The 18,559-nt window shown below is 39.9% G+C and carries 18 protein-coding genes; 11 read left to right on the forward strand and 7 right to left on the reverse strand.

The genetic code is table 11. The features are described 5' to 3' along the window. The gene (locus tag R8O70_RS12775) at positions 1–606 is read right to left on the reverse strand and encodes a transglycosylase SLT domain-containing protein (protein ID WP_025633990.1); all 606 of its coding nucleotides are present in this window, start codon (positions 604–606) and stop codon (positions 1–3) included. 118 nt (positions 607–724) lie between these two features. Between R8O70_RS12775 and R8O70_RS12780 the strand changes: the two genes are divergently transcribed. Beyond that, the gene (locus R8O70_RS12780) at positions 725–2,968 is read left to right on the forward strand and encodes an ATP-dependent helicase (RefSeq protein WP_025633991.1); all 2,244 of its coding nucleotides are present in this window, start codon (positions 725–727) and stop codon (positions 2,966–2,968) included. A 199-nt stretch (positions 2,969–3,167) separates the two neighbouring features. Here the strand turns inward: R8O70_RS12780 and R8O70_RS12785 are convergent, their stop codons facing one another. From R8O70_RS12785 to R8O70_RS12810, 6 genes are read right to left on the reverse strand one after another with little or no spacing between them, the layout of a single operon-like run. Next, positions 3,168–3,944, reverse strand: coding sequence for a TfoX/Sxy family DNA transformation protein (locus R8O70_RS12785; protein ID WP_025633992.1), 777 nt, complete (start codon positions 3,942–3,944; stop codon positions 3,168–3,170). Between the two features lie 6 nt (positions 3,945–3,950). After that, positions 3,951–4,829, reverse strand: a complete 879-nt coding sequence (locus tag R8O70_RS12790) for a hypothetical protein (protein WP_025633994.1) — start codon at positions 4,827–4,829, stop codon at positions 3,951–3,953. Next, on the reverse strand, positions 4,826–5,446 hold the full coding sequence (locus R8O70_RS12795; RefSeq protein WP_025767073.1) for a DotI/IcmL/TraM family protein: 621 nt from the start codon (positions 5,444–5,446) through the stop codon (positions 4,826–4,828). Before R8O70_RS12795 ends, R8O70_RS12790 begins: the two co-directional genes overlap by 4 nt. Then, positions 5,443–6,132 (reverse strand): DotI/IcmL family type IV secretion protein, encoded by a 690-nt coding sequence (locus R8O70_RS12800; RefSeq protein WP_054574978.1) that lies wholly within the window; start codon positions 6,130–6,132, stop codon positions 5,443–5,445. The genes R8O70_RS12795 and R8O70_RS12800 overlap by 4 nt, the downstream gene beginning before the upstream one ends. 9 nt (positions 6,133–6,141) lie before the next feature. Then, positions 6,142–6,519, reverse strand: coding sequence for a hypothetical protein (locus R8O70_RS12805; RefSeq protein WP_025633999.1), 378 nt, complete (start codon positions 6,517–6,519; stop codon positions 6,142–6,144). 5 nt (positions 6,520–6,524) lie between these two features. Beyond that, complete coding sequence (locus R8O70_RS12810) at positions 6,525–6,887, reverse strand: hypothetical protein (RefSeq protein ID WP_025634000.1); 363 nt, start codon at positions 6,885–6,887, stop codon at positions 6,525–6,527. A 708-nt stretch (positions 6,888–7,595) separates the two neighbouring features. On the opposite strand from R8O70_RS12810, the gene R8O70_RS12815 reads away from it, so the two are divergent. The 10 genes from R8O70_RS12815 to R8O70_RS12860 form a co-directional block, all read left to right on the forward strand. Next, positions 7,596–9,218, forward strand: a complete 1,623-nt coding sequence (locus tag R8O70_RS12815; RefSeq protein ID WP_025634005.1) for a hypothetical protein — start codon at positions 7,596–7,598, stop codon at positions 9,216–9,218. 1 nt (position 9,219) lies between these two features. Beyond that, a complete protein-coding gene (locus tag R8O70_RS12820; RefSeq protein ID WP_206937375.1) occupies positions 9,220–11,934 on the forward strand; it encodes a type IV secretion system DNA-binding domain-containing protein in 2,715 nt (904 codons plus the stop codon). A 59-nt stretch (positions 11,935–11,993) separates the two neighbouring features. Then, positions 11,994–13,070, forward strand: coding sequence for a DotH/IcmK family type IV secretion protein (locus R8O70_RS12825; RefSeq protein ID WP_025634007.1), 1,077 nt, complete (start codon positions 11,994–11,996; stop codon positions 13,068–13,070). 12 nt (positions 13,071–13,082) lie between these two features. Continuing rightward, positions 13,083–14,723, forward strand: coding sequence for a DotG/IcmE/VirB10 family protein (locus tag R8O70_RS12830; protein ID WP_203347292.1), 1,641 nt, complete (start codon positions 13,083–13,085; stop codon positions 14,721–14,723). A 52-nt stretch (positions 14,724–14,775) separates the two neighbouring features. Beyond that, on the forward strand, positions 14,776–16,131 hold the full coding sequence (locus R8O70_RS12835; RefSeq protein WP_025767068.1) for a hypothetical protein: 1,356 nt from the start codon (positions 14,776–14,778) through the stop codon (positions 16,129–16,131). Further along, the gene (locus R8O70_RS12840; RefSeq protein WP_025634011.1) at positions 16,128–16,535 is read left to right on the forward strand and encodes a hypothetical protein; all 408 of its coding nucleotides are present in this window, start codon (positions 16,128–16,130) and stop codon (positions 16,533–16,535) included. Before R8O70_RS12835 ends, R8O70_RS12840 begins: the two co-directional genes overlap by 4 nt. Before the next feature lie 2 nt (positions 16,536–16,537). Next, entirely contained in the window at positions 16,538–16,924 is a 387-nt protein-coding gene (locus R8O70_RS12845) for a hypothetical protein (RefSeq protein WP_025634012.1), read from the forward strand. Between the two features lie 75 nt (positions 16,925–16,999). Then, entirely contained in the window at positions 17,000–17,407 is a 408-nt protein-coding gene (locus tag R8O70_RS12850) for a hypothetical protein (protein WP_025767067.1), read from the forward strand. 351 nt (positions 17,408–17,758) lie between these two features. Beyond that, entirely contained in the window at positions 17,759–18,274 is a 516-nt protein-coding gene (locus R8O70_RS12855; protein ID WP_203347280.1) for an SMI1/KNR4 family protein, read from the forward strand. Positions 18,275–18,308: 34 nt separating this feature from the next. Then, the coding region (locus tag R8O70_RS12860; RefSeq protein WP_206937370.1) for a transposase at positions 18,309–18,559 on the forward strand (251 nt) is incomplete at its 3' end.

The following is an 18,559-nucleotide window of genomic DNA, read 5'->3' on the forward strand; positions in this document are numbered from 1 at the left end:
CTATTCTCCTAGTTTATTGACTGCGTGTATTCGGTGAGAAATCCAACGACCATACTCAGATTCAATATCAGCAAAGTGCTTCATTGCTTTCAGGCGGTACGAGTAATGAAAATATTTATTGTCTGAAGTTGCATATCGATGGTAGTTAGCGAGGCCTTTAAAAATGTCATTCGTTGCGTTTAATCTTCTGGCCAGAATGACACCACCAATAAATAGATTTGCACATACATCATCTCTGACGTCTTCCCAGTTTATAGTCACACCAAGCTTACGAAACTCTTGATCCCAAACCTTAGGGTTAACTTGTATTATTCCTAAATCACCAGAACCGTTCTTGGCTTTCTGGTCAGCTCCTGGCCAACCATTCTCGCTTCTCATGATTGTACGTATGTATTTAGGATGTATATTGTTTAGCTTGCTAGAGATTAAAGTACACTCTTCAATCTCACCTTTGTAAGTAAGAAGTAAATCTCGTTTACTTTTCCACGGCATGGCTTTGTACAGCCCCGTGTCGCCATGCTCTATTACATATTCGTAATAAGACCTTTCCGGTTCTTTAAGTTGCTCAAGACCGTCAGCTGCTGTTACACCCAAAAATTCAAACATAGACGCAATCCTCCGTTAAATGAAATATATCATTTAGCAACAAAAAACAATAGACTAAAGTTGACTTTGAGGTTGAATTAAAATACCATATATAAACACTTAAATGGGAGGGATGAGAATGAAATTAACCGCGAGTCAGTATGAAGGAGTCAACACGACTGGAGTACCTTGCATGATTAATGCGGGGGCAGGTAGTGGTAAGACTCGCGTTATTGTGGAGAAGGCCGCGACATTCATTGAGTCAGGCTTGGAACCCTGTCGACTTTGTGCCATAACCTTTACCAAGAAAGCTGCTGCGGAAATGTTAGAGCGTCTTTACTTACGTATAGGTATCAAAGCTTATCAAGCTGTTATCTGTAACTGGCACTCCTTTGCACTAAACCAAGTCATAAAACCTGCCATCAAAAAGCAACACCCATATTTTGTAAAGTGCGGTTATACATCGAGTGACTTAGTTATCTTGGATGAAACTGAGTCCCTTACACTAATAAATGAGTCAGCTAAGAAAACATTATCGAACTCAGACTATGAGTTCTTAAAAGAGCACGGTGGTGCAAAGTATGTTCAAAACTTCATGGGGCTATCCTTGTCCTATGGTCGTGGTCCTAAGTCTGAGTTCGAGCACCAGTCCAAAACCAACCCAAATCTGACTTTTGATGAGAAAGCCTTGTTAAGCCATTGCGTTTGTATCTGGAAGGTCTACTACAGACGAATGATTGAGCTGAATGCTATTGATTACGACCACATTCTCGTCCATGCGGTAAAAATTCTCACACATGATGTAGGTTTTAGAACCTGGTTGCAAAACCAGTTTAAAGCAGTACTTGCCGATGAGCATCAGGATGCTAACCCAGTCCAAGGCTTATTGTTAAAACTTATTGTTGGTCAAGGCAATAACCTAACTATGGTTGGTGATGAAAAACAAAGTATTTATGCTTTCAGGGCTGCAGATGTCGGTCAGTTACTAAATGCTCAAAAAGAATTCGGAGACATGAAGATTGTTCAGATGGGAGAGAACTTTCGATCAACTGAACAAGTTGTAAATGTGGCCAATGCTATTGCTGACTTAATGCATGAAGACCAAAAGGTTACAGACGGACATATGATAGCAATGGCAAATATTCAGGGTGATAAGCCAATTGCCCGACAATTTGCCAATGACAAGGATGAGGCAATTACGACAGCCAATGAGATTAAACAGGCTATCGAATCTGGTGAATTAAAACCAGAAGAAATTGCCATTCTGTATCGTTCAAAAGTAATCAAAGACCCAATTGAAGCTCAACTTATTGAGCATGGGGTAGAATACCGAGTTGTTGGCGACAAGGATTTCTTTGATAGTAAAGAAGTAAAGGACTGGAGTGCATTCCTACGTTTCTGTGCTAATGAGAAGGATGTTATGGCTGCTTCACGTGTCATTGATGCAGCAAGCCTTAAAACTAAGGGCGTAACTATGCGCCAAAAGCTCATTGATAAAAACCTAACAGTTATTGAATACTGTAAGTACATGACCACGTATGGAACTGTAAAATCTCAAGATAGAAAGCTTGGATTTGCCTCTTTGTTGGAGTGCCACTCAATTATCAAAGAAGCATTGTTCGAATGCGGTTCAATCACTGACTTAGCAAAAATAAATAACTATGAACTTAGTGATTCTGAACTGAGAAATAAGTGGGGAGAAGTACTTTCTGGCTTAGAGGAAGGTTTGCATCAAATCTGGGTCGAGCTGTTCAAACCCAAAATTATAGATAACGCTAAGAAGAAGTATAAAACTCAAGAGATGACAGCAGAAGTAATCTCAGAAGTTAATAAAAGAGAGCAAAACGTCATTACCTTAACAAAGCGCCTTTTTGCTTTCACTGAGGTTCATGGACACTTACATGATTGTATCAAAGAACTTAACATGCTGGTGGATTCTGGTGAGCAAGGGGCTAGTGCGGTTCAGTTAATGACAGAACACGCTAGTAAGGGCTTAGAGTTTAAGCGTGTATATGTCATTGGCTGCGAAGAAGAAGCACACTTCAAAGGTAATGAGAAAGACAATGTTCATGAAGAGCTTAGGCTATTCTATGTGGCCACCACTCGTGCAGAAAAGGATCTAATTTACTCATATGCACAAAGGCGCTTAGTTCACGGTGAGTTCAAGACACGGAAACCTCTACAATTTCTATGCGCTCTTCCAGTAGACCTTCTTTACTGGGAGTCTTCAATATCACCCAAAGTAGCGTATGAAAAAAGTAATAAAGAAACCACTACAAAACGAACAGGAAATCCTATTCAAATGCTGGCTAGAGGACAGTTACCACACCCCAAGCTAACAGTAGAGGTAAAGGAAACTAGAATCGAAGGATTTAAAATATAGAGTTAATGAGGGAATCAGCACTTGTAGTATGGTGAACGATACCTAGCTAACGTCACCATATGTTTTGTGGAGAATTACATACATTCAACATCTATTGCTGTTTGAAACTAACTAATAAATAGAGGCCTAATGAGCGACTGGTTACCTTGTAACTGATGGTTTAATTGCATGTCGAAAGAAACTAATGCAAGGTTATTTTCTAGCTGTAAAACATATAAGTCAGAGGGGCGTATCCTCTAATTTTGGCGAAAAAATTATAAGAATCAACTAAGCGTTGTTTGGTATCGTTAGATAAGTAAGGAACTTGAGTATCCTCTCTTAAGCAATGTAGCTGAAATAACAAGCGTACCCCTTTATAGCTCTTCGAGTTTCCACTTTTGATCTTATGGAACAAAACATTTAAGTCTGCCTTCCTTAACTCTGATTGCTTATTTATACCGATATCTTTTAGTGACTTAAATATTGTAGGACTGAGGCTAGGCATTGCCGATATATCTAAATCCTCACTTTGTTGTTGTTTTTTTATTGCTGCATTTAGCATGATCTTTAACTGCATTATTGTCTCCACAGCTTGCTGATCTGATACTTTTTCTGAAAGATAGCGCTTCATAAGAAGTCTTGAGGATCTAGAGCTATTGGGTACAGAAATAGGGTACTTTTTACATAGATAAAACCCGTATGATTCGAGTGACTCTAGTAATGGGGAGTCTGTTTCTTGTGGTACATAGATATTGAGAACACCCTCACGCTGGTTAGCTATCATGTATCCACAGTAAGTGAATTGAAACTCGCCAAATGAAGGTCGGCTAAAGACCCCTTCAATTGGCTGAAAAAGGTCTCTATAGTAGTTTGGAGCTTTTGCCAACGCTTTTTTAGTTTTTGACTTTCCTTTGCGTGATTTATGTAAATTTTTTTGCAACAAAGACGGTTGAAAGTTTCTCGGGTTAACTTGAAGCTCTTTATTTTGACTTTTCATGTTCACTCACTCGATATCGCGTATTTTGAAGATAGAAACAGGGAACTCTTTGTTGAAAGCAGATTCTCTGATCATCTCAACTTGCCACAAGGTGGGAGAAGAGACAGAAACTTTCTCCATCGTATAATGCATCTTAAGTTGGTAAATCCAGACAGCGCGGCTACGCATAACGCCGCTGCCAGGTACGGCTTCACGCTGAGCTATTGCTTTGTTCAAAAGTTTAATAGAGCTTGTGTCTACGTGGAGTAATGCAGAAGTCTGGTATTTCTTCATTATATTTATATAGTTACTTGCTCTTAGAAGCTCAATAAATATGTCTTGGGTGTCTGTTTCAGAGTCCAAATGGTTGGACTTGCACCTAGACAGTACTGTTGCTGCATTTAAGTAGTTCATTGAAAAACAGTCTTTAAGGCTATCAACTAGATATTCACGAACTAATACTTCTGACTCTTCTTCAGAGTAAGTTTCGCCAGGGTTTCTTTCTTGGTCCTTAGTCGGCAAGATATGCTTATCTGTGGGTATTGGGTATACAGCAGTATCACTTGTCGTTGATGCAATAAAGTAGTTTGTTGAAGTAATCTTTGTGGTATCTATGAACAGGTTCAAGGCGTATAAAAATGCAACAATAGCTAAGAAAAATAAAACCAGAGCGTAGTATGGAGATCGCTGGACAGACTTAAAATTGTCATAGATTAAATTATGACGTTTATCTGTTTCAAACACGGCATCGTGGTTACGGTTAACCTCGCTGGAGGGTATTGATTGGCAACTAAAGGTATCCCCTTTAACAAAGCTATCCTCAGTAGACTTCGAACTTTGTCTTCCTGTTAACGGAGTCTTCCCCAAAGCTGTACTAATAAAATTGAATAGGTCTTTAACGTTCATCTAAAAACCACCCTGTCGATGAGTAATGAACTTGCGTTATCCGCTCTAGGTTCAGGTAGAACTGTGTAGTGAGCAATGAATGAGGTTGTTTGGTCTCCTGATACCGATTGGACTGTTACCATTATCGGAACCTCAACTACCCAAACTAAAGGCTTACCAGGTTTGTTCTTTAAGGTAACGATAGGATCGTAAGGAACAACAACGTTAGCCTTACCTTCTGACATAAGAATCGCCTCAATCATAGGGTCAGTAGGATAAACATTGAACAGTGATGTGGCGGCTATTGGCGCAAAGTGCTTTTCAATACAGTTGGCATAATCGTTATCGCGTTCACCGTTCATTAGGTGTTGAGCGGTTTTATAATCGACGGTATAGCATGAGCTCACCATACGACGAAGAAACCTGACAACCTTCTCGTCTGTATAGCGTGGGTCACGTGATACAAAGGCCCTTGTGTAACCACCATTACCATCAGAATAAAGAAAAACTCTATCCGGGTTCCCTAATAGTTCTTCATTGAAATCGGAAAGTTTAAAAATAGCTAAAACAGATAAAACGATAGCAAGCACAAATGGCCAGTCGAATTTAAGTATGCGAATAAGTCGTGGAATATTCATAACCAATCAACATCCCAATTAGAAGAACTTATGATCTTAACTGCACTTGCCCCCTTACCCTTTGGCACACGTTGTAAATCAAGCCAGAAAGTTACATTAGCGGCCTGGTGCCTTTGATTCTGAATAGCCTCGAGCTCAGTTTCAGTTGCGTCTTTAACCTTCAAAGATTTTTTCATAATCTTGCCCTGAACTTTAACTCGCCATACCCAGTAGGCATCTTTTGTGAATCTTCCATCAATTTTCCCGTCAACTGTGCCACTGAATTCCATAAAAGGCGCTCGGGTAGGGTAAAACTCAATAATTTCTTTATTAGAGAAAATGGTTGATAAAATTTCTGCTTCTTGAACTGCGCTTGAGAATGACTTCCAGCCAGAAGTAGTAAAGAATAGTAATGCTGATTCTGTCATAGACAATTCATAACTATCGAAAGATAGAGAGAGTGTGTTGTACATAGCTTCAGTTACAAAATCCATAACTTCAGAGTCAGAAAAAAGACGGTCACTTAATGGGACCTGAGGAACTATTCGGGTAATGCCCTTATCGTTGTAAGTGGGGATCTTGTAGTAACCAGATTTATTTGTTGTAAGAGTGTTTAGTGCAAACTCTAAGAAATAGATAATGACCACCAGCACTACGAAACCAGATAGGAGCCCTCGATGATTCTTAATTACGGATGAGCGAAACATATCCTTCCTCTAATCCAAGTTACCGATGCGTACAGGCTTGCCAGTAGGCTCAATCCTTGCGTCATGGGAGGTAGCGCTGATATTTATTCTTTCAAGCAGGTAAAAATTAACCAGCGAACCAGTCAATAAAAGCAGGGTGAGGCCCCACGTAATTGAAGTCAGTGCAAGTAAAGCCTTAGTTGCTCTATTTGCAACATAAGGGTTTCTATTGACACCCAATTCAGCCAATTTCACACCCATTATTCTGCGCGCTGGTCTTGGCTTTATACTTGGTATCTTTTCTAGGCGGCTTCTGACTTCTCCTGGGATGGGAGAAGACCCTGCATGGATAATTAACTCGGCAGATTGGGTAACTGATTTAAAGCCAACAGACTCTTCGTTTTCCATTACATTTATCCTATTAGTTGTAACCTTTCTATTTCCTTGCGCAGATAGGAAAATTCAACACCATCAATCTCTATCGTTTGTTGGTATGACTGGGTTGAGCTTTTAAACTTTTCTAAAAGCTCTGTTAATTCAATGGAATCTGTAGAGATTGATGAGTTAACAAGGAAGCAGCGATCGAGGGTGTCCAACTCTGGATGGTTACTATCGACAATAGAGACAAGAATACTCAAAACAGGTTTGTAGCTATCAGCCGAAGATAGTTGTAACTCAGCAACACGGCGTCCATATTCGACATTCGAGATAATGCATAAAGTTTCTTTTTCTTTTTGAGAAAACAAAATGACGTTGCTTCCTAACAGTGACTCCAAACTACTACTACCTATGACATATTTTATAATCACAAAAATATATGTCTTTTACGGATGAAAAGCAATGCCATATTTTTTGGTGTTTGGTTGTTTGGTTGATTTGATTTTGAGGGTTGAACGAGATGTTAGATTTGGTTGTTTTCGTTTAGCTAAAACCATTCCATCCGTTGATAAATTTGCTATGATGTGAAAAATATATGCCTTAAATGGATTAAAAGCAACGGTGCAAAAATGTTAACTTTAATATTTCTACAGTATCTTTCATTACTCTTAATGCCTGTTTCAGGTGGAGTTTCTCTTCTTGCTCCGGTACTTAGTTTATTCGTCACATATATCGGAATGTGGAAACAGTTCAGAACGATACATCCAGTACTTAAGTCACATTTAGTAGGGCAAGCGATTGTCGGAGCTTCGGTCATATTTTGTGTGATCAGTATCGTCTTAACCTTCGAAATAACTCAAGCTATGCAATCGTTAACAGCTTCCGACAAGAACTTTTCGGCAAAAGTTTTAACGACTTTCGGATGTGTTGTCTTCCTCTATTACTACTTCGTCATAACCGTAAACTTTATACTTCATCGAAAAGGTCTAAGGGCACGGCTTGTGTTACCCATTCCATTGACCAAAGGAAAGTATGATTCTCTAAAAATGATTCTTAAAGAGCGACGTATTGATGACACAAACATAATTTTTAAGGATTCCTAAGTTATGAGTCAGCGTACGCCAGAAAAAGAATCAGAGTTGAATGCTTCAGTCGCCCTAGCTCTAGCATTAGCAATAGGTATGGGTTACGGGGTTTACGCGCACTTTTTCCACATACTTGCTTTTGTGTGGAGAATGCTAAAGATAGCTCAGATGTTTACATTTTTTGCTTTTGAGAACCTCGTGGTTGTAACTACCTCTTGGCTAACAGGATTTCAAGGATGGGGGTTTAAGGAGGGGCTATATCAAATATTAGAATTGCATTATACGATGATTACACCCGAGTATATTGGAGCTTACGACTCTATTTTCGGAAATATACTTAAATGGCCCTTCGCTTTAGCTCTGATCTACTTAGGTTGTAAAGAATATTCAATACGCTCTAAAACCAGAAAAGAACACAACGTTGAATCAATGATACGGGCTGCTTCCAAGGTTCATCCTCATTTAAAACGTATAGTACCGCCCAACTTCTACGATAAATTGATGGGATATTCCATTGGCTGGATGTTTCCTAAATATAAAGAACGTTTAGAGGGTGAAAACCCTTGTGACTATTCACATGATTACAATTTCGAAAATCGCTCTGACTATGAAAACCGATACGCTATGGGTGTATCTCCTTACGAAATGCTCACAGCAAATCCTCCTTTGGGTGTCACATTAGATGAAATAGAACGTGACAAAGAAATGCAAAAAGAAACGGGGTTTGTTAGCAATTTTAGGCCTATTTGTTACTTCTATTACTGCGAGAACCCGAAAGACTCAACAATAGAGTTTTGCTCTCGAACAGCGACTATCAGCTTAGAGAGGCTTCTCCTCTGTCCTTTACCGCAACAACTACATTCGGAAGATAAACTAGCACGGTTGTTTGATGATAATGGGAAAACCATTCCAATTGAATATGTAGATAAACAGGGTAATGAAGCGGATAAGTTTAAGAGAGGAGGAGCGATAATAGGTGGCTTTCGTCCAACAACTTTATTGAATGATGGCGTCCCTTACGCTGGCAGCATCGAAGACACAATACTTTTATTTAACGGTATTGAAAGAAAGGTTCTTACACAGCTTAAGGAAAAAATGGATGGAAAGACAACCCGTACATTCGAAGAAATCCTCTATGCAATGGTAACAAAGAAGCATGCTTATTCTACTACTGTAATCTGGGCGTTGATGCTTCTCTTTAAAGATGTAAACCGTATTGCAGGAAACGAGTTTACTTGGGTAACTAAGCATGACCGAAATTTAGGAATGGTATTGCAGTCTATCGGCAGAGAAACGCCTTTCTTAGAAGCAAGTGGTACTCGCTCGCATTTTCTTATGGAAAGAAAAGCCGGATTTCGAATGACAATTCCAAGTGTCCTAGGAGCAGTGCAAGACCTTCACATTAATGCAGAGAGAATATTAACAGCAGGTAAGAAAGGAGAAGACCTCCTGAACATGGATGAGGATGAATTTAGTAGATTATTTGATCTCAGCGAGATAGAGAAAAAGGCTGATGGCCGAGAGAATGAAGCAAAACAGATTCTAAAGTCACTAGGTGTCGATATAGAAAAGGATGAGAAAGTCTTCAATGACCCTTATGAGGATATTCCTGAGTTAATGAAGCAGTACAAGGAAGTTGATTAGTATGGCCAGTTTTAAGAAGCAGTCGGTTCTAAACACAAACCCTGAACTGAATAACCCAGAGCTCTTTCATCGTGATTCTCGCACTATGTGGATGCGAATACAGTCAGCAGTAAATGTGTCATTTCCTTTATTAATTGCTGCATGCGGGATTGCTTTGTTTATGTTCCCTCAAAATGGGGACTTTATTTTTGCATTTGCAATTTGTCTGAAGCTTACAAACTCAAGAGAGAAGCATGAATATCCTTTTGACGCGCCGGAGTGGGAGCAGTTTATTTCAAAAAAGGAGTCGTTAAAAGACGCAGTTAAAGCTGGCCATCTTATTCCCCAGCGTAAAAGAGGAAACGGTACATTAATATTCGGGTTTGAATTTTTTCTACGTAGGTTACTCGTATCCAACCCGGATATGGAAACAAGACATACACTCGTCATGGGCAGTACGGGCTCGGGTAAAACTGTACTTATACTGACATTGCTATTTCAAGCACTTCTCCAGCCAGGAGGAACATCAGCAGTCATAGTTGATGGTAAGGCAGATATAAAATTGTTTTGGACAATTTTCGCTATCTTGAAACGATTAGATAGACTCCACGATTTGTTGGTTCTCAATTTTCTGACTCCCATGGACTCCTTAGATACTACTAACATGCACGACGACGATCGCATTTCGAATAACATGAATATTCTAAATGCGGGAACCCCTGACCAGATGAAGACTATAACCATGGGGTTAGGGCGTGAAACGGATGGAGGGGATAGCTCTTTTTGGGAAGGTCGTAGTTCTACTATGATTGGGGGAGCATATCAGTATCTTGCTTACGAAAGGGATGTGGAAGGCTTAGATTTAAACATCGAAGTGGTTCGAAACTTTCTTGTCATTAAAACTATGCTCAAAAAGGCAGCGCGAAAAGATGTGCCTTTAAAGTACCGACAACCACTCCAGCAATATTTAAAAACCTTGCCTTCTATTAGTGATGCCATATTTGATATGACTGAGGAACAGATAGACAACCTTGATCTTAATAGTAAAGCAGATGAACAGCACACATATTGTGTGATGATGATTAGTGAAACCATGGCTGACCTGAGTGAAACCATGGGGCATATATTCGTGACAAAACTTTCGGAAGTAAATATGACGGATGTATGCTTAGGGGGGCGAGTATTATTAGTTCTTCTTCCTTCCATTGCCAAAAACCCCGATTCCGTTGCAGCATTGGGTAGGCTTCTATTGCAGGGATTACGGCCTATTTTGATGAGAGCTGCTGGCTACAAGCTACAAGGTTCTCGAATTACTACAGTAGACAATAGGCCTTCCAGTGCTAGATATCCTGTACGACTTTTCTTTGATGAGTACGGAATGTATGCGGTTAAAGGTTTTTACATGATTGTTGCCTTGGTTCGTTCATATGGTTTTCACGTTCTTTTTGGAGCACAGACAGCCGGAATGTTCCAGAAGGTTTGCGGCCGGGATGAATATGAAGCACTAATGGGCAACTTAAACAATAAATTCATTCTTAAAAATGAAGACCATGGTGAATCGTTACAGTTGGCGCTTGGTCGAACTGGCAAAGTGTTTGGTTCCCGTCAGGATAGAATAGAGAATAATTTGGCTGGGGCGGTCCATGATAACGATGATGTCCGAGTAGAAGAAAAAGATACTGTAAACGCTAAGATGCTTGCTAGTGCTGAACCTGGAGAAGGCTTATACATTTTTGGTGGTGATGTATACCCATTCCGAGCATTAAAACTCGACTTCCCTGATGTAGAAACTTCTCGTTTGAACTATTTTGCTCAGGTGCTTGAGCCTTCTGATGATGAGGTAGAAACGGCTAAGAGGCAACAGTTAGTAAAATCCAATGAATATGTTCAACAGGCCAACGATTATATCGATAGCAATGTCGAAATGTTGGAGTTCTTAGAGCTAAAAAATAATCTAACTGAAGTAAGAGCATTGAACCTAACTGAAAACATCTCTAAACAAATGATGATGGCTATTGGTTTAGGGATAATTAAAGAAGACGCAACGTTGATAACGGAGAGCGCCATTGAAGAAGTCGAAGAAATACGACCTGAAGAATCACCAGTAGATGTATTCGATGAAGAGCTTGTTGGTCTTGCACAAACAGATGCTGAAGTACAGATTATGGGCTCTATGGAGGCTTATAATGAAGAAGTTTCAGCCTTTAATGATGAACTCGATTTTAATGACTTTGAAAACACCTATAGTGATGAGGATTGGCCTGAAGAAGAACACGACTTTGATTCAATTATGCAGTACAACAACTTCTATGCCGAAGGCCCCTTTGAGCACAGTACTAGCGAAGAATTTGTTTCGCCACCAGCATATTTATCCACTCAAGATTTAGGTACGAACGAAGAGACCTCCGAAGTAGACCTTGCTAATTTTGACAATGATGCATACGGCGAGTTGGATATCGCTTATAACAGTAGATATGTTTCATCTAACCTATCAGATCCATTTCTTGAAAGCGCTCAGCAGAACAATAAAGGCACTATATCTGGCACTACTATAGATATAAATTTGTTAGCTGGTTTAGATGAGCCTAATGCTGAAAGAGCCACAGAGGCGGCGATCAATCAAGTCAAGGACATATTGGAATATCCTAAAGAAGAACTCCAATCAGAACCTCTCGGCGACGAAGAAGTCAGTGATATTGTAGAGAAAACACTACAATCGTTAGGTTTGTCTGAGTAGGGTTGTTTTTAATACATAAATGAAATATATTTACGCTTGTTAAACTTCAAGGATTACCAATGCACTCAAGAAACATCTCCTCTCTGAAAGCCTATTTCCGCTTAACAGTAAGTGCGGTGGTGTTGTCATTGTCGGCGTTTTCTCAAGCTAATCAAACTAACCAAGTTAGTCATGCTGCAATTGCGGATGCATTGTTAAAGAAATATGGAAGTATAGAAAATATATTGATTAACATGCGTGAACTTGAGGTGTATGAACAAAATGCAATTCAGACGTACATAACAGATCTAGAATACTCGAAACTCCAGAGTAATTACCAAAATAGAGACAGACTTGAGATACTGAGGGCTGAGAATAAAAAGAATGACATCATTAAAAGTGAGAAAATGAACTCCGACCCTGCTTTTATTGAAAGGATGCGTAAAATAGAAAGGCAGAGGCTAATTGCAGAAAATAAACTTTTAGTAAGGCCCCCGGAAAGTCTAATTGATACGATTAAATTCGATCCTTCACTACCTCAGGAGTTAATTTTGCAGGTGTACCCTGGCTTCCCTGGGTCTATTTCATTTTTCGACCAGACAGGAGCTCCTTGGCCTATTGTATATGTTAAGCTAGGAGCTCAGGGAGCCTTCGAGGCTGGAAAAACACCCGGTAACGCATATAGCTTGGAAGCTCGTTTACCTGGAGTAACTCATTCGGGCTGGTTTCAGCTGAAGGGTTTAGATACAACTATTCCTTTCATGATTAGTTCTGAAAAAACAGATTACTACAATTCTCGAAGACAAGTGATCATTCCACTAATTGGCCCGAACGCCAAGCCAATACAATACCGTTCTACTTCAAGTGTAGATCTTGATAAAGCTGGTCCAGAATTCTTTTCTTTTCTTTCAGGTACGACAACAGGTGTGCCTGGTGCCAAAGAAACTAAATTGCAAGGAATCAATGGCCAAGCCTATTTATATAATGAATTTGTTTATATCAGAACAACAGCCATTTTAAGAAGCAAAGGTAGCTCTTTGGTAAGAGAGGGAAGTGTCGGTGATTACAACCTTTACAAACTTTACCCCCGTTCATTCTATTGGTTTAGCGATGGTCGACAGAAAGTAAAAGCGTTTGTGGATACAAGTGAACTATAAGGCTTCTCACCGATGAAATTAAAAAAAATAGCAATCGTTGTAGGTTTGTTTGTAGTAGCCGCCGGAGGGATTGGATACGCAATCTATATGGCTTCCAATCAAGTTACAGAAGACCTTTCGGGCAAAGGTGATAAAACAGCAGGTAGACCTGTCGTTAAAACTGACGATGTGATTAAGAACTCAACTGATGGGACAATCAGTGTTCCTGAAAATTCACCTATCGCTAAAGAAACCGAAGAAAGGGAGAAGAACGCGCGTAAACAGGCTGCTACTAATGGCGAGAGCCATATCAGTAAAACTCGCGTACAAGAATCAGCAACGGGACCAGATACAAAAACCGAAGTTGACAAGCCTAAGTCGCAGGAGGTTGATCCCCTGGGGCAAGAAGTTAAGTCTGGCAAAGATGCTGAGTCTAAAAAGACAAATTCAGATACAGAAGAGAATAGTGCAGGTAGAGACGTAAAATTACCGTTGCCTAAACAAGATATAGAAACTTCAAGCCAGCTAGAAGATCTCCGAAACGAACTAGCAACGACTAAAATGAGTTTAAAGGCTCAAGAAATAAAGAATCGAAACGACAAAGCCGATGCTGAGCGTCAGCGGTTGATACAATTAGAAGCTGAGCGACAAAAAAAGATATCAGAAGGTGCACAAGCATTATTTTCAGGTCTCCCTTACGCACCAGATACAGGCGAAAAGTACAAAATCACTTATAGTAAGAAGGCTGACATTTATAGTAAAACATCACAGTTCGTTTTTGACCCGAGTGATGCAGAACAAGAAGTGGCCTCAGCATTGTATCGTTCTGATGGAGGTCAGACTCAAATGGGGATTCATCCTAATTATTATAAGAAAGAAAACACAGTTGGGTATACGGACAATGAAAAAGAAACCTCTAATGAAAAATATAGACAGCCACCAGTTGAAGTAGACCAAGAGTCTATAGTATTTGATGCAGGTGAGTTGGTTTATGCCCGTACCACCTTGCCTATCGACTCAGACATTCCTGGCCCAATCAGAATTCGTTTATTAACCGGAAAAGCAGAAGGTAGTATTGCGTTCGGTGAAATGGAGCTTATAGAACAAGCTCCAGGTGTTGCCTTAACTGTAACGTCTGTTATTAGAGATGGGAAACAAATCCCTGTAAAAGCTTGGGTATTATCTGCTGAAACTGAAAAGGCGCTTATAGAAGGTGAAGTAGACCACCATTACATCCAGAGGTTTGGTGGCATGTTTGCTGGTTTGTTTATGACAGGTTTTTTGGATTCACTCATTGATACGACAGTGACAACATCAAATGGGGAAACAACAACTTCGACAGGTGCGATTGATAATACGAGAGACAGAATTGTTTATAGTATCGCCAAAGCTGCACAAGGCTTTTTACCTATCCTATACGATAATGCGAGAAGACCTGTTCAGGTAGAGATACCGAAAGGTCAAACTATGTACTTATTGTTTGAGAATCAAGTACAAGAAACGGATGAAATTCAAACTCCGAATCAGAGCGATCTTCTCAAGATGATGGCGGAGCAAAATAGACTAACAGAAGTTAATTCCGAAGAAACTGACCTAAGCTCTGAAATTCGCAAATCGAATATTGGGCAAAATGTATCAATCCCGAGTGACAACAAAACTCGTTTATGGAATTAATTTAGATCTTTTATATAATACATTATTCAATTAAAAACAAGGAGCGATCATCATGAGCGATAACGAAGCTCAAGACGCAAATGCTGGCAAAGCGAATAAAAGCCAAAGCAGCTCAGCAAAGCCAAAAGTAAAGTTACTCGTTTATGTCGTAGGAGCTACTTTGCTTGTTGGTGGTGCTAGTTTAGCTGCACATAAAATGGGTTTGATACCAGATTTTGGAGGCCCTTCCAAAGTAGAAGAAATACAAAAGCTAGAGAGAAATCTTGAGCGTGAGATCACCGCTCTCAGGCAATCATTGCCTGAACTCATTAAGACTGAAATAGATGTGATTACTAAGTCTGAAGAGTTTGGTGCTATCACTGAATTACAAAGACAAGAAATCGCTCAATCAATCATTACTAAAATAGACATTCCTAGCAAAGTAAAGGATGAATTTGGTAAGCAAAAAAGTGAGATTGTGAAGTCAACCTCGAAAGCTGCGTCACAGAATATTACACAGACGATCAGTTCGACCTTACAGCAACAAATTGATGACTCAATTACAATGAGATTGAAGCCATATCATCAATTTAATTCTGCTCAAGAAACTTTTAACGTTAGTTTAACCAATAGATTGGATAAATTGGAAAGCGATGTAAATTCATTTGAAGGCGAGTTTGCTAAATTAAACAATAGCCTTTCAAACGGACATACGAAAGCAGCGCGAAGTAGTGAGCGTAAACGCTTAAAAGAATTCAACGTTGTGGATGAGATTGCTGAGGGGGTTTTTGCTGTACGTGCACCAGATAGATCCGATAACTCTCCACATTACATCACTCTTTACAAAAGTGAGCCGTTCAAATCAAAAATTGGCAACCATAAAGTCACCAACATTAAAGGTGAGGGAGAAGACGGAGTTTTACTTATTGGCAGCAAATACTTTATTGATAAAGAACGCCAGGAGTACACGCCGACTGAACTAGCCAACCTTCGACGCTCTCAGCAGTCTAAAAAGAAAGTTGTAAAACCTGCTAAAGAATCGATTACAAAGCCAACGGCAGTACAGGTTGCTAAGACTACCACCCAACATATTGGTAAAAATACAGAAGTAAATAGCAAAGTAGTACAGCCAACGATGGCAATAGCATCTAGCTCGACTGTAGTACAGCCAATAGAAGCGCCAAAAATGGTAGTTCCAAGTACGGGAGTAACATACAAGGATGGGCGAATTCTTCTTCCTGACTACGCAATGATCACTAAGTCGCAGGACCTAAACAGTGCGCTAGTCGTAAATCTTACCAAGACCTCTGGCGAAAGAACTATTTCCGTAGAAAAAGGAAAATACTACGACTTCATTGGAACTGTTAGAGAAATCTCGGCTGACGGAACAATCTGTTCAGATACTTACTGTATTGGAGCGCTTCGATGAAAAAGTGGTATTGGATGTTTGTTTACACATTATCCAGTAGTTCATTCGCTTCAGAAACGCATAACTCCACCATTGCAGATGGCGGAATAAATGTAATTAAACATGTTCGACTTTGGATTGCAGTTCTCTGGAATTTGAGAGCAGTACTTGGCCTCGGTCTTGTCGTGTTTGGTTTCATCGGTTGGTACAAAGCAAACAAAGCGGATAATGATGTTTCTGTTCTATGGCCAATATCCTTCTCAATAGCTGGCGCATTATTAACTTTCCACGGTGGTTTAGATCTAGTGGGTGAGGTATTTACCTTTAGTGACACAGTGGACCCAATAACACTCGACTCATCTGGTCGGGCAAACCTCTCTTCTAACACAACTTATATCTTCGATGAAGGAGATAGCACGGAGTAACTATGAATAAACTAACGAAATGGTCCGGTGCCCTGGGTATCGCTCTAGCACTAACCTCTGTAACTACGATGGCAGCCAATGAAACAAAGCTAGAGCAAGCTGCAAAAAACGTGGATGCAATTTCAGCTGCAGGTGGTAGTGCTACATATACCATAGGCTTATGGATTGGTATTGCAATGATTGTCATTAGCCTTGCAACCTGGGCATGGAATAGCCGAGAAAGCTCACCACAAAGTAAGGGCGTAGGAAAATTCGTTCTAATCTGTGGTATAGCAGGGGCCGCTTTGACTTTCCCAAGTGCTTACATAGCAATGTTCGGTGAGGCAGCAAGCATCTCAAGTGCTGATGAGTCTGTTGATTATCGTGACCTTCAAAACGTAAACAATTAGATAAACATACACAACCCCACTATCGAAAGCGTTAATAGATCGTGGGGCTAATTTTATCATCTACAAGGAACAAAAATGAAGAAAATACTACTTATGGCATCGACATTATCAGTTATTGCTGGCTGTGCTAATCAAACCGAACTAAGTGAACCAACAGTAGAGAACCCATCTTACCAATATCCTGGCATATCCAAGATATTATCAATTGATTATTTCGAAGTGGATAAAGGGACATCAGTTGCTCTTACGGAATATTTAGATAATCAAGATAGGTTTTGCTTCCAATGGGTTTCGTCAGCAAAGAAAGTAAATGGTGAAACAAAAAATGAGCATTCAATAGAAGCGAATATTTCTGTTCATTGCGGAGGATACGAGATTAGACAAGTTGATAATAAAGGTGGTGATTACGTTTCTACTGATATAAGAGCCGTTAACAAGTATAAGAATCGTGAAGGGTTATTCGTTCAAAATCTAGAGATGTAACATTTATTTTATTAAAATTCTAATCTACCAGTTTTACACTAATGCGCGCAACACGGTGATGAGCAGTCAAAACTCTCCGACCCAAATATGCCCATGAAACAGAGAAATTTAGAAGTTAGGAAACGGCTCTTTCTTTGCTCATACTCGCTCAAGTTAACCGCATTTCGCATTACCTCTAATTAATAGGGGTAATACGAGTTTCCTATGTTCCGCATAACTAGTACTCATTCTAACTAAGACTTCTGGTATTTGAGTTGGAGCAGTGCAGAAGAAATAGATTAATACCATCGCTTCGATTTTGAAGCTTATTCTTTCAAACCCGAAGATTACAATGAAAACGAGGGAAAATTAATGTTCGAGCAAGTAAGAAAAGAAATACTTAATAAAGCACCACTAGTTGCTGATGCGTTCTTAGAGCCAGCGTCGGAAGAAGAAATAAATTTGCTTCGCTGTAATGTGGGTAGAGAGCTACCACAAGATTTAGTTGAACTGTACAAAACATCTAAAGGGCAGGACCCCGAGAAGCAAGCAAATTTTGCTTATGGCGTCGCTTTACTCTCTATCGGACAGACCTCAAGCCTTGTAGAAAACTATAGCCATGATGGTGATGGAAACGTACTCAGTTATACCGATAAAGGTATAGATAAAGAGTATACCTTCGGCAAAAGTAGAATCCCAATTGCGGATGACTGTTCATCTTGTTTAATTTGCGTTGATTTAAGTCCAACAGAGGAAGGTAGTTTCGGACAGGTAATTCTCATAGATTATGACTACAAGGTCGCTTTAAAGCTTGCCGATTCTCTAGCTGAATTAATTTCTAACTTCAAGAAGGATTTAGAGCCTATCCCAAAAGGAATTATCGTATAATATAATGAATAACGATAATTTCTGAGGGCAACGTATGGCAGGCAACAAGTGGCAAATCAGTGATGAACTCTGGGAGAAAATGGCTCCTCTCATCCCGGAGCATAAAACTCACCATCCTCTGGGTACGCACCGCAAGCGGGTTGATAATCGCGCTGCAATGAACGCCATCTTCTTCGTACTCAGGACGGGTTGCCAGTGGAATGCGCTGAATGCCACCGGTATATGCTCGTCAAGCTCTGCTCATCGCCGATTTCAGGAGTGGCGGGATGCTGGCGTATTTGAACG

It is taken from the genome of Vibrio sp. 779(2023) (genome assembly GCF_033344285.1).
Lineage (GTDB): Bacteria > Pseudomonadota > Gammaproteobacteria > Enterobacterales > Vibrionaceae > Vibrio > Vibrio alginolyticus.

Bases quoted from the DNA above. Each gene is read 5' to 3' on its own strand.
- R8O70_RS12775 (WP_025633990.1), bottom strand. From the start codon at position 606: ATGTTTGAATTTTTGGGTGTAACAGCAGCTGACGGTCTTGAGCAACTT.
- R8O70_RS12780 (WP_025633991.1), top strand. From the start codon at position 725: ATGAAATTAACCGCGAGTCAGTATGAAGGAGTCAACACGACTGGAGTA.
- R8O70_RS12785 (WP_025633992.1), bottom strand. From the start codon at position 3,944: ATGAAAAGTCAAAATAAAGAGCTTCAAGTTAACCCGAGAAACTTTCAA.
- R8O70_RS12790 (WP_025633994.1), bottom strand. From the start codon at position 4,829: ATGAACGTTAAAGACCTATTCAATTTTATTAGTACAGCTTTGGGGAAG.
- R8O70_RS12795 (WP_025767073.1), bottom strand. From the start codon at position 5,446: ATGAATATTCCACGACTTATTCGCATACTTAAATTCGACTGGCCATTT.
- R8O70_RS12800 (WP_054574978.1), bottom strand. From the start codon at position 6,132: ATGTTTCGCTCATCCGTAATTAAGAATCATCGAGGGCTCCTATCTGGT.
- R8O70_RS12805 (WP_025633999.1), bottom strand. From the start codon at position 6,519: ATGGAAAACGAAGAGTCTGTTGGCTTTAAATCAGTTACCCAATCTGCC.
- R8O70_RS12815 (WP_025634005.1), top strand. From the start codon at position 7,596: ATGAGTCAGCGTACGCCAGAAAAAGAATCAGAGTTGAATGCTTCAGTC.
- R8O70_RS12820 (WP_206937375.1), top strand. From the start codon at position 9,220: ATGGCCAGTTTTAAGAAGCAGTCGGTTCTAAACACAAACCCTGAACTG.
- R8O70_RS12825 (WP_025634007.1), top strand. From the start codon at position 11,994: ATGCACTCAAGAAACATCTCCTCTCTGAAAGCCTATTTCCGCTTAACA.
- R8O70_RS12830 (WP_203347292.1), top strand. From the start codon at position 13,083: ATGAAATTAAAAAAAATAGCAATCGTTGTAGGTTTGTTTGTAGTAGCC.
- R8O70_RS12835 (WP_025767068.1), top strand. From the start codon at position 14,776: ATGAGCGATAACGAAGCTCAAGACGCAAATGCTGGCAAAGCGAATAAA.
- R8O70_RS12840 (WP_025634011.1), top strand. From the start codon at position 16,128: ATGAAAAAGTGGTATTGGATGTTTGTTTACACATTATCCAGTAGTTCA.
- R8O70_RS12845 (WP_025634012.1), top strand. From the start codon at position 16,538: ATGAATAAACTAACGAAATGGTCCGGTGCCCTGGGTATCGCTCTAGCA.
- R8O70_RS12850 (WP_025767067.1), top strand. From the start codon at position 17,000: ATGAAGAAAATACTACTTATGGCATCGACATTATCAGTTATTGCTGGC.
- R8O70_RS12855 (WP_203347280.1), top strand. From the start codon at position 17,759: ATGTTCGAGCAAGTAAGAAAAGAAATACTTAATAAAGCACCACTAGTT.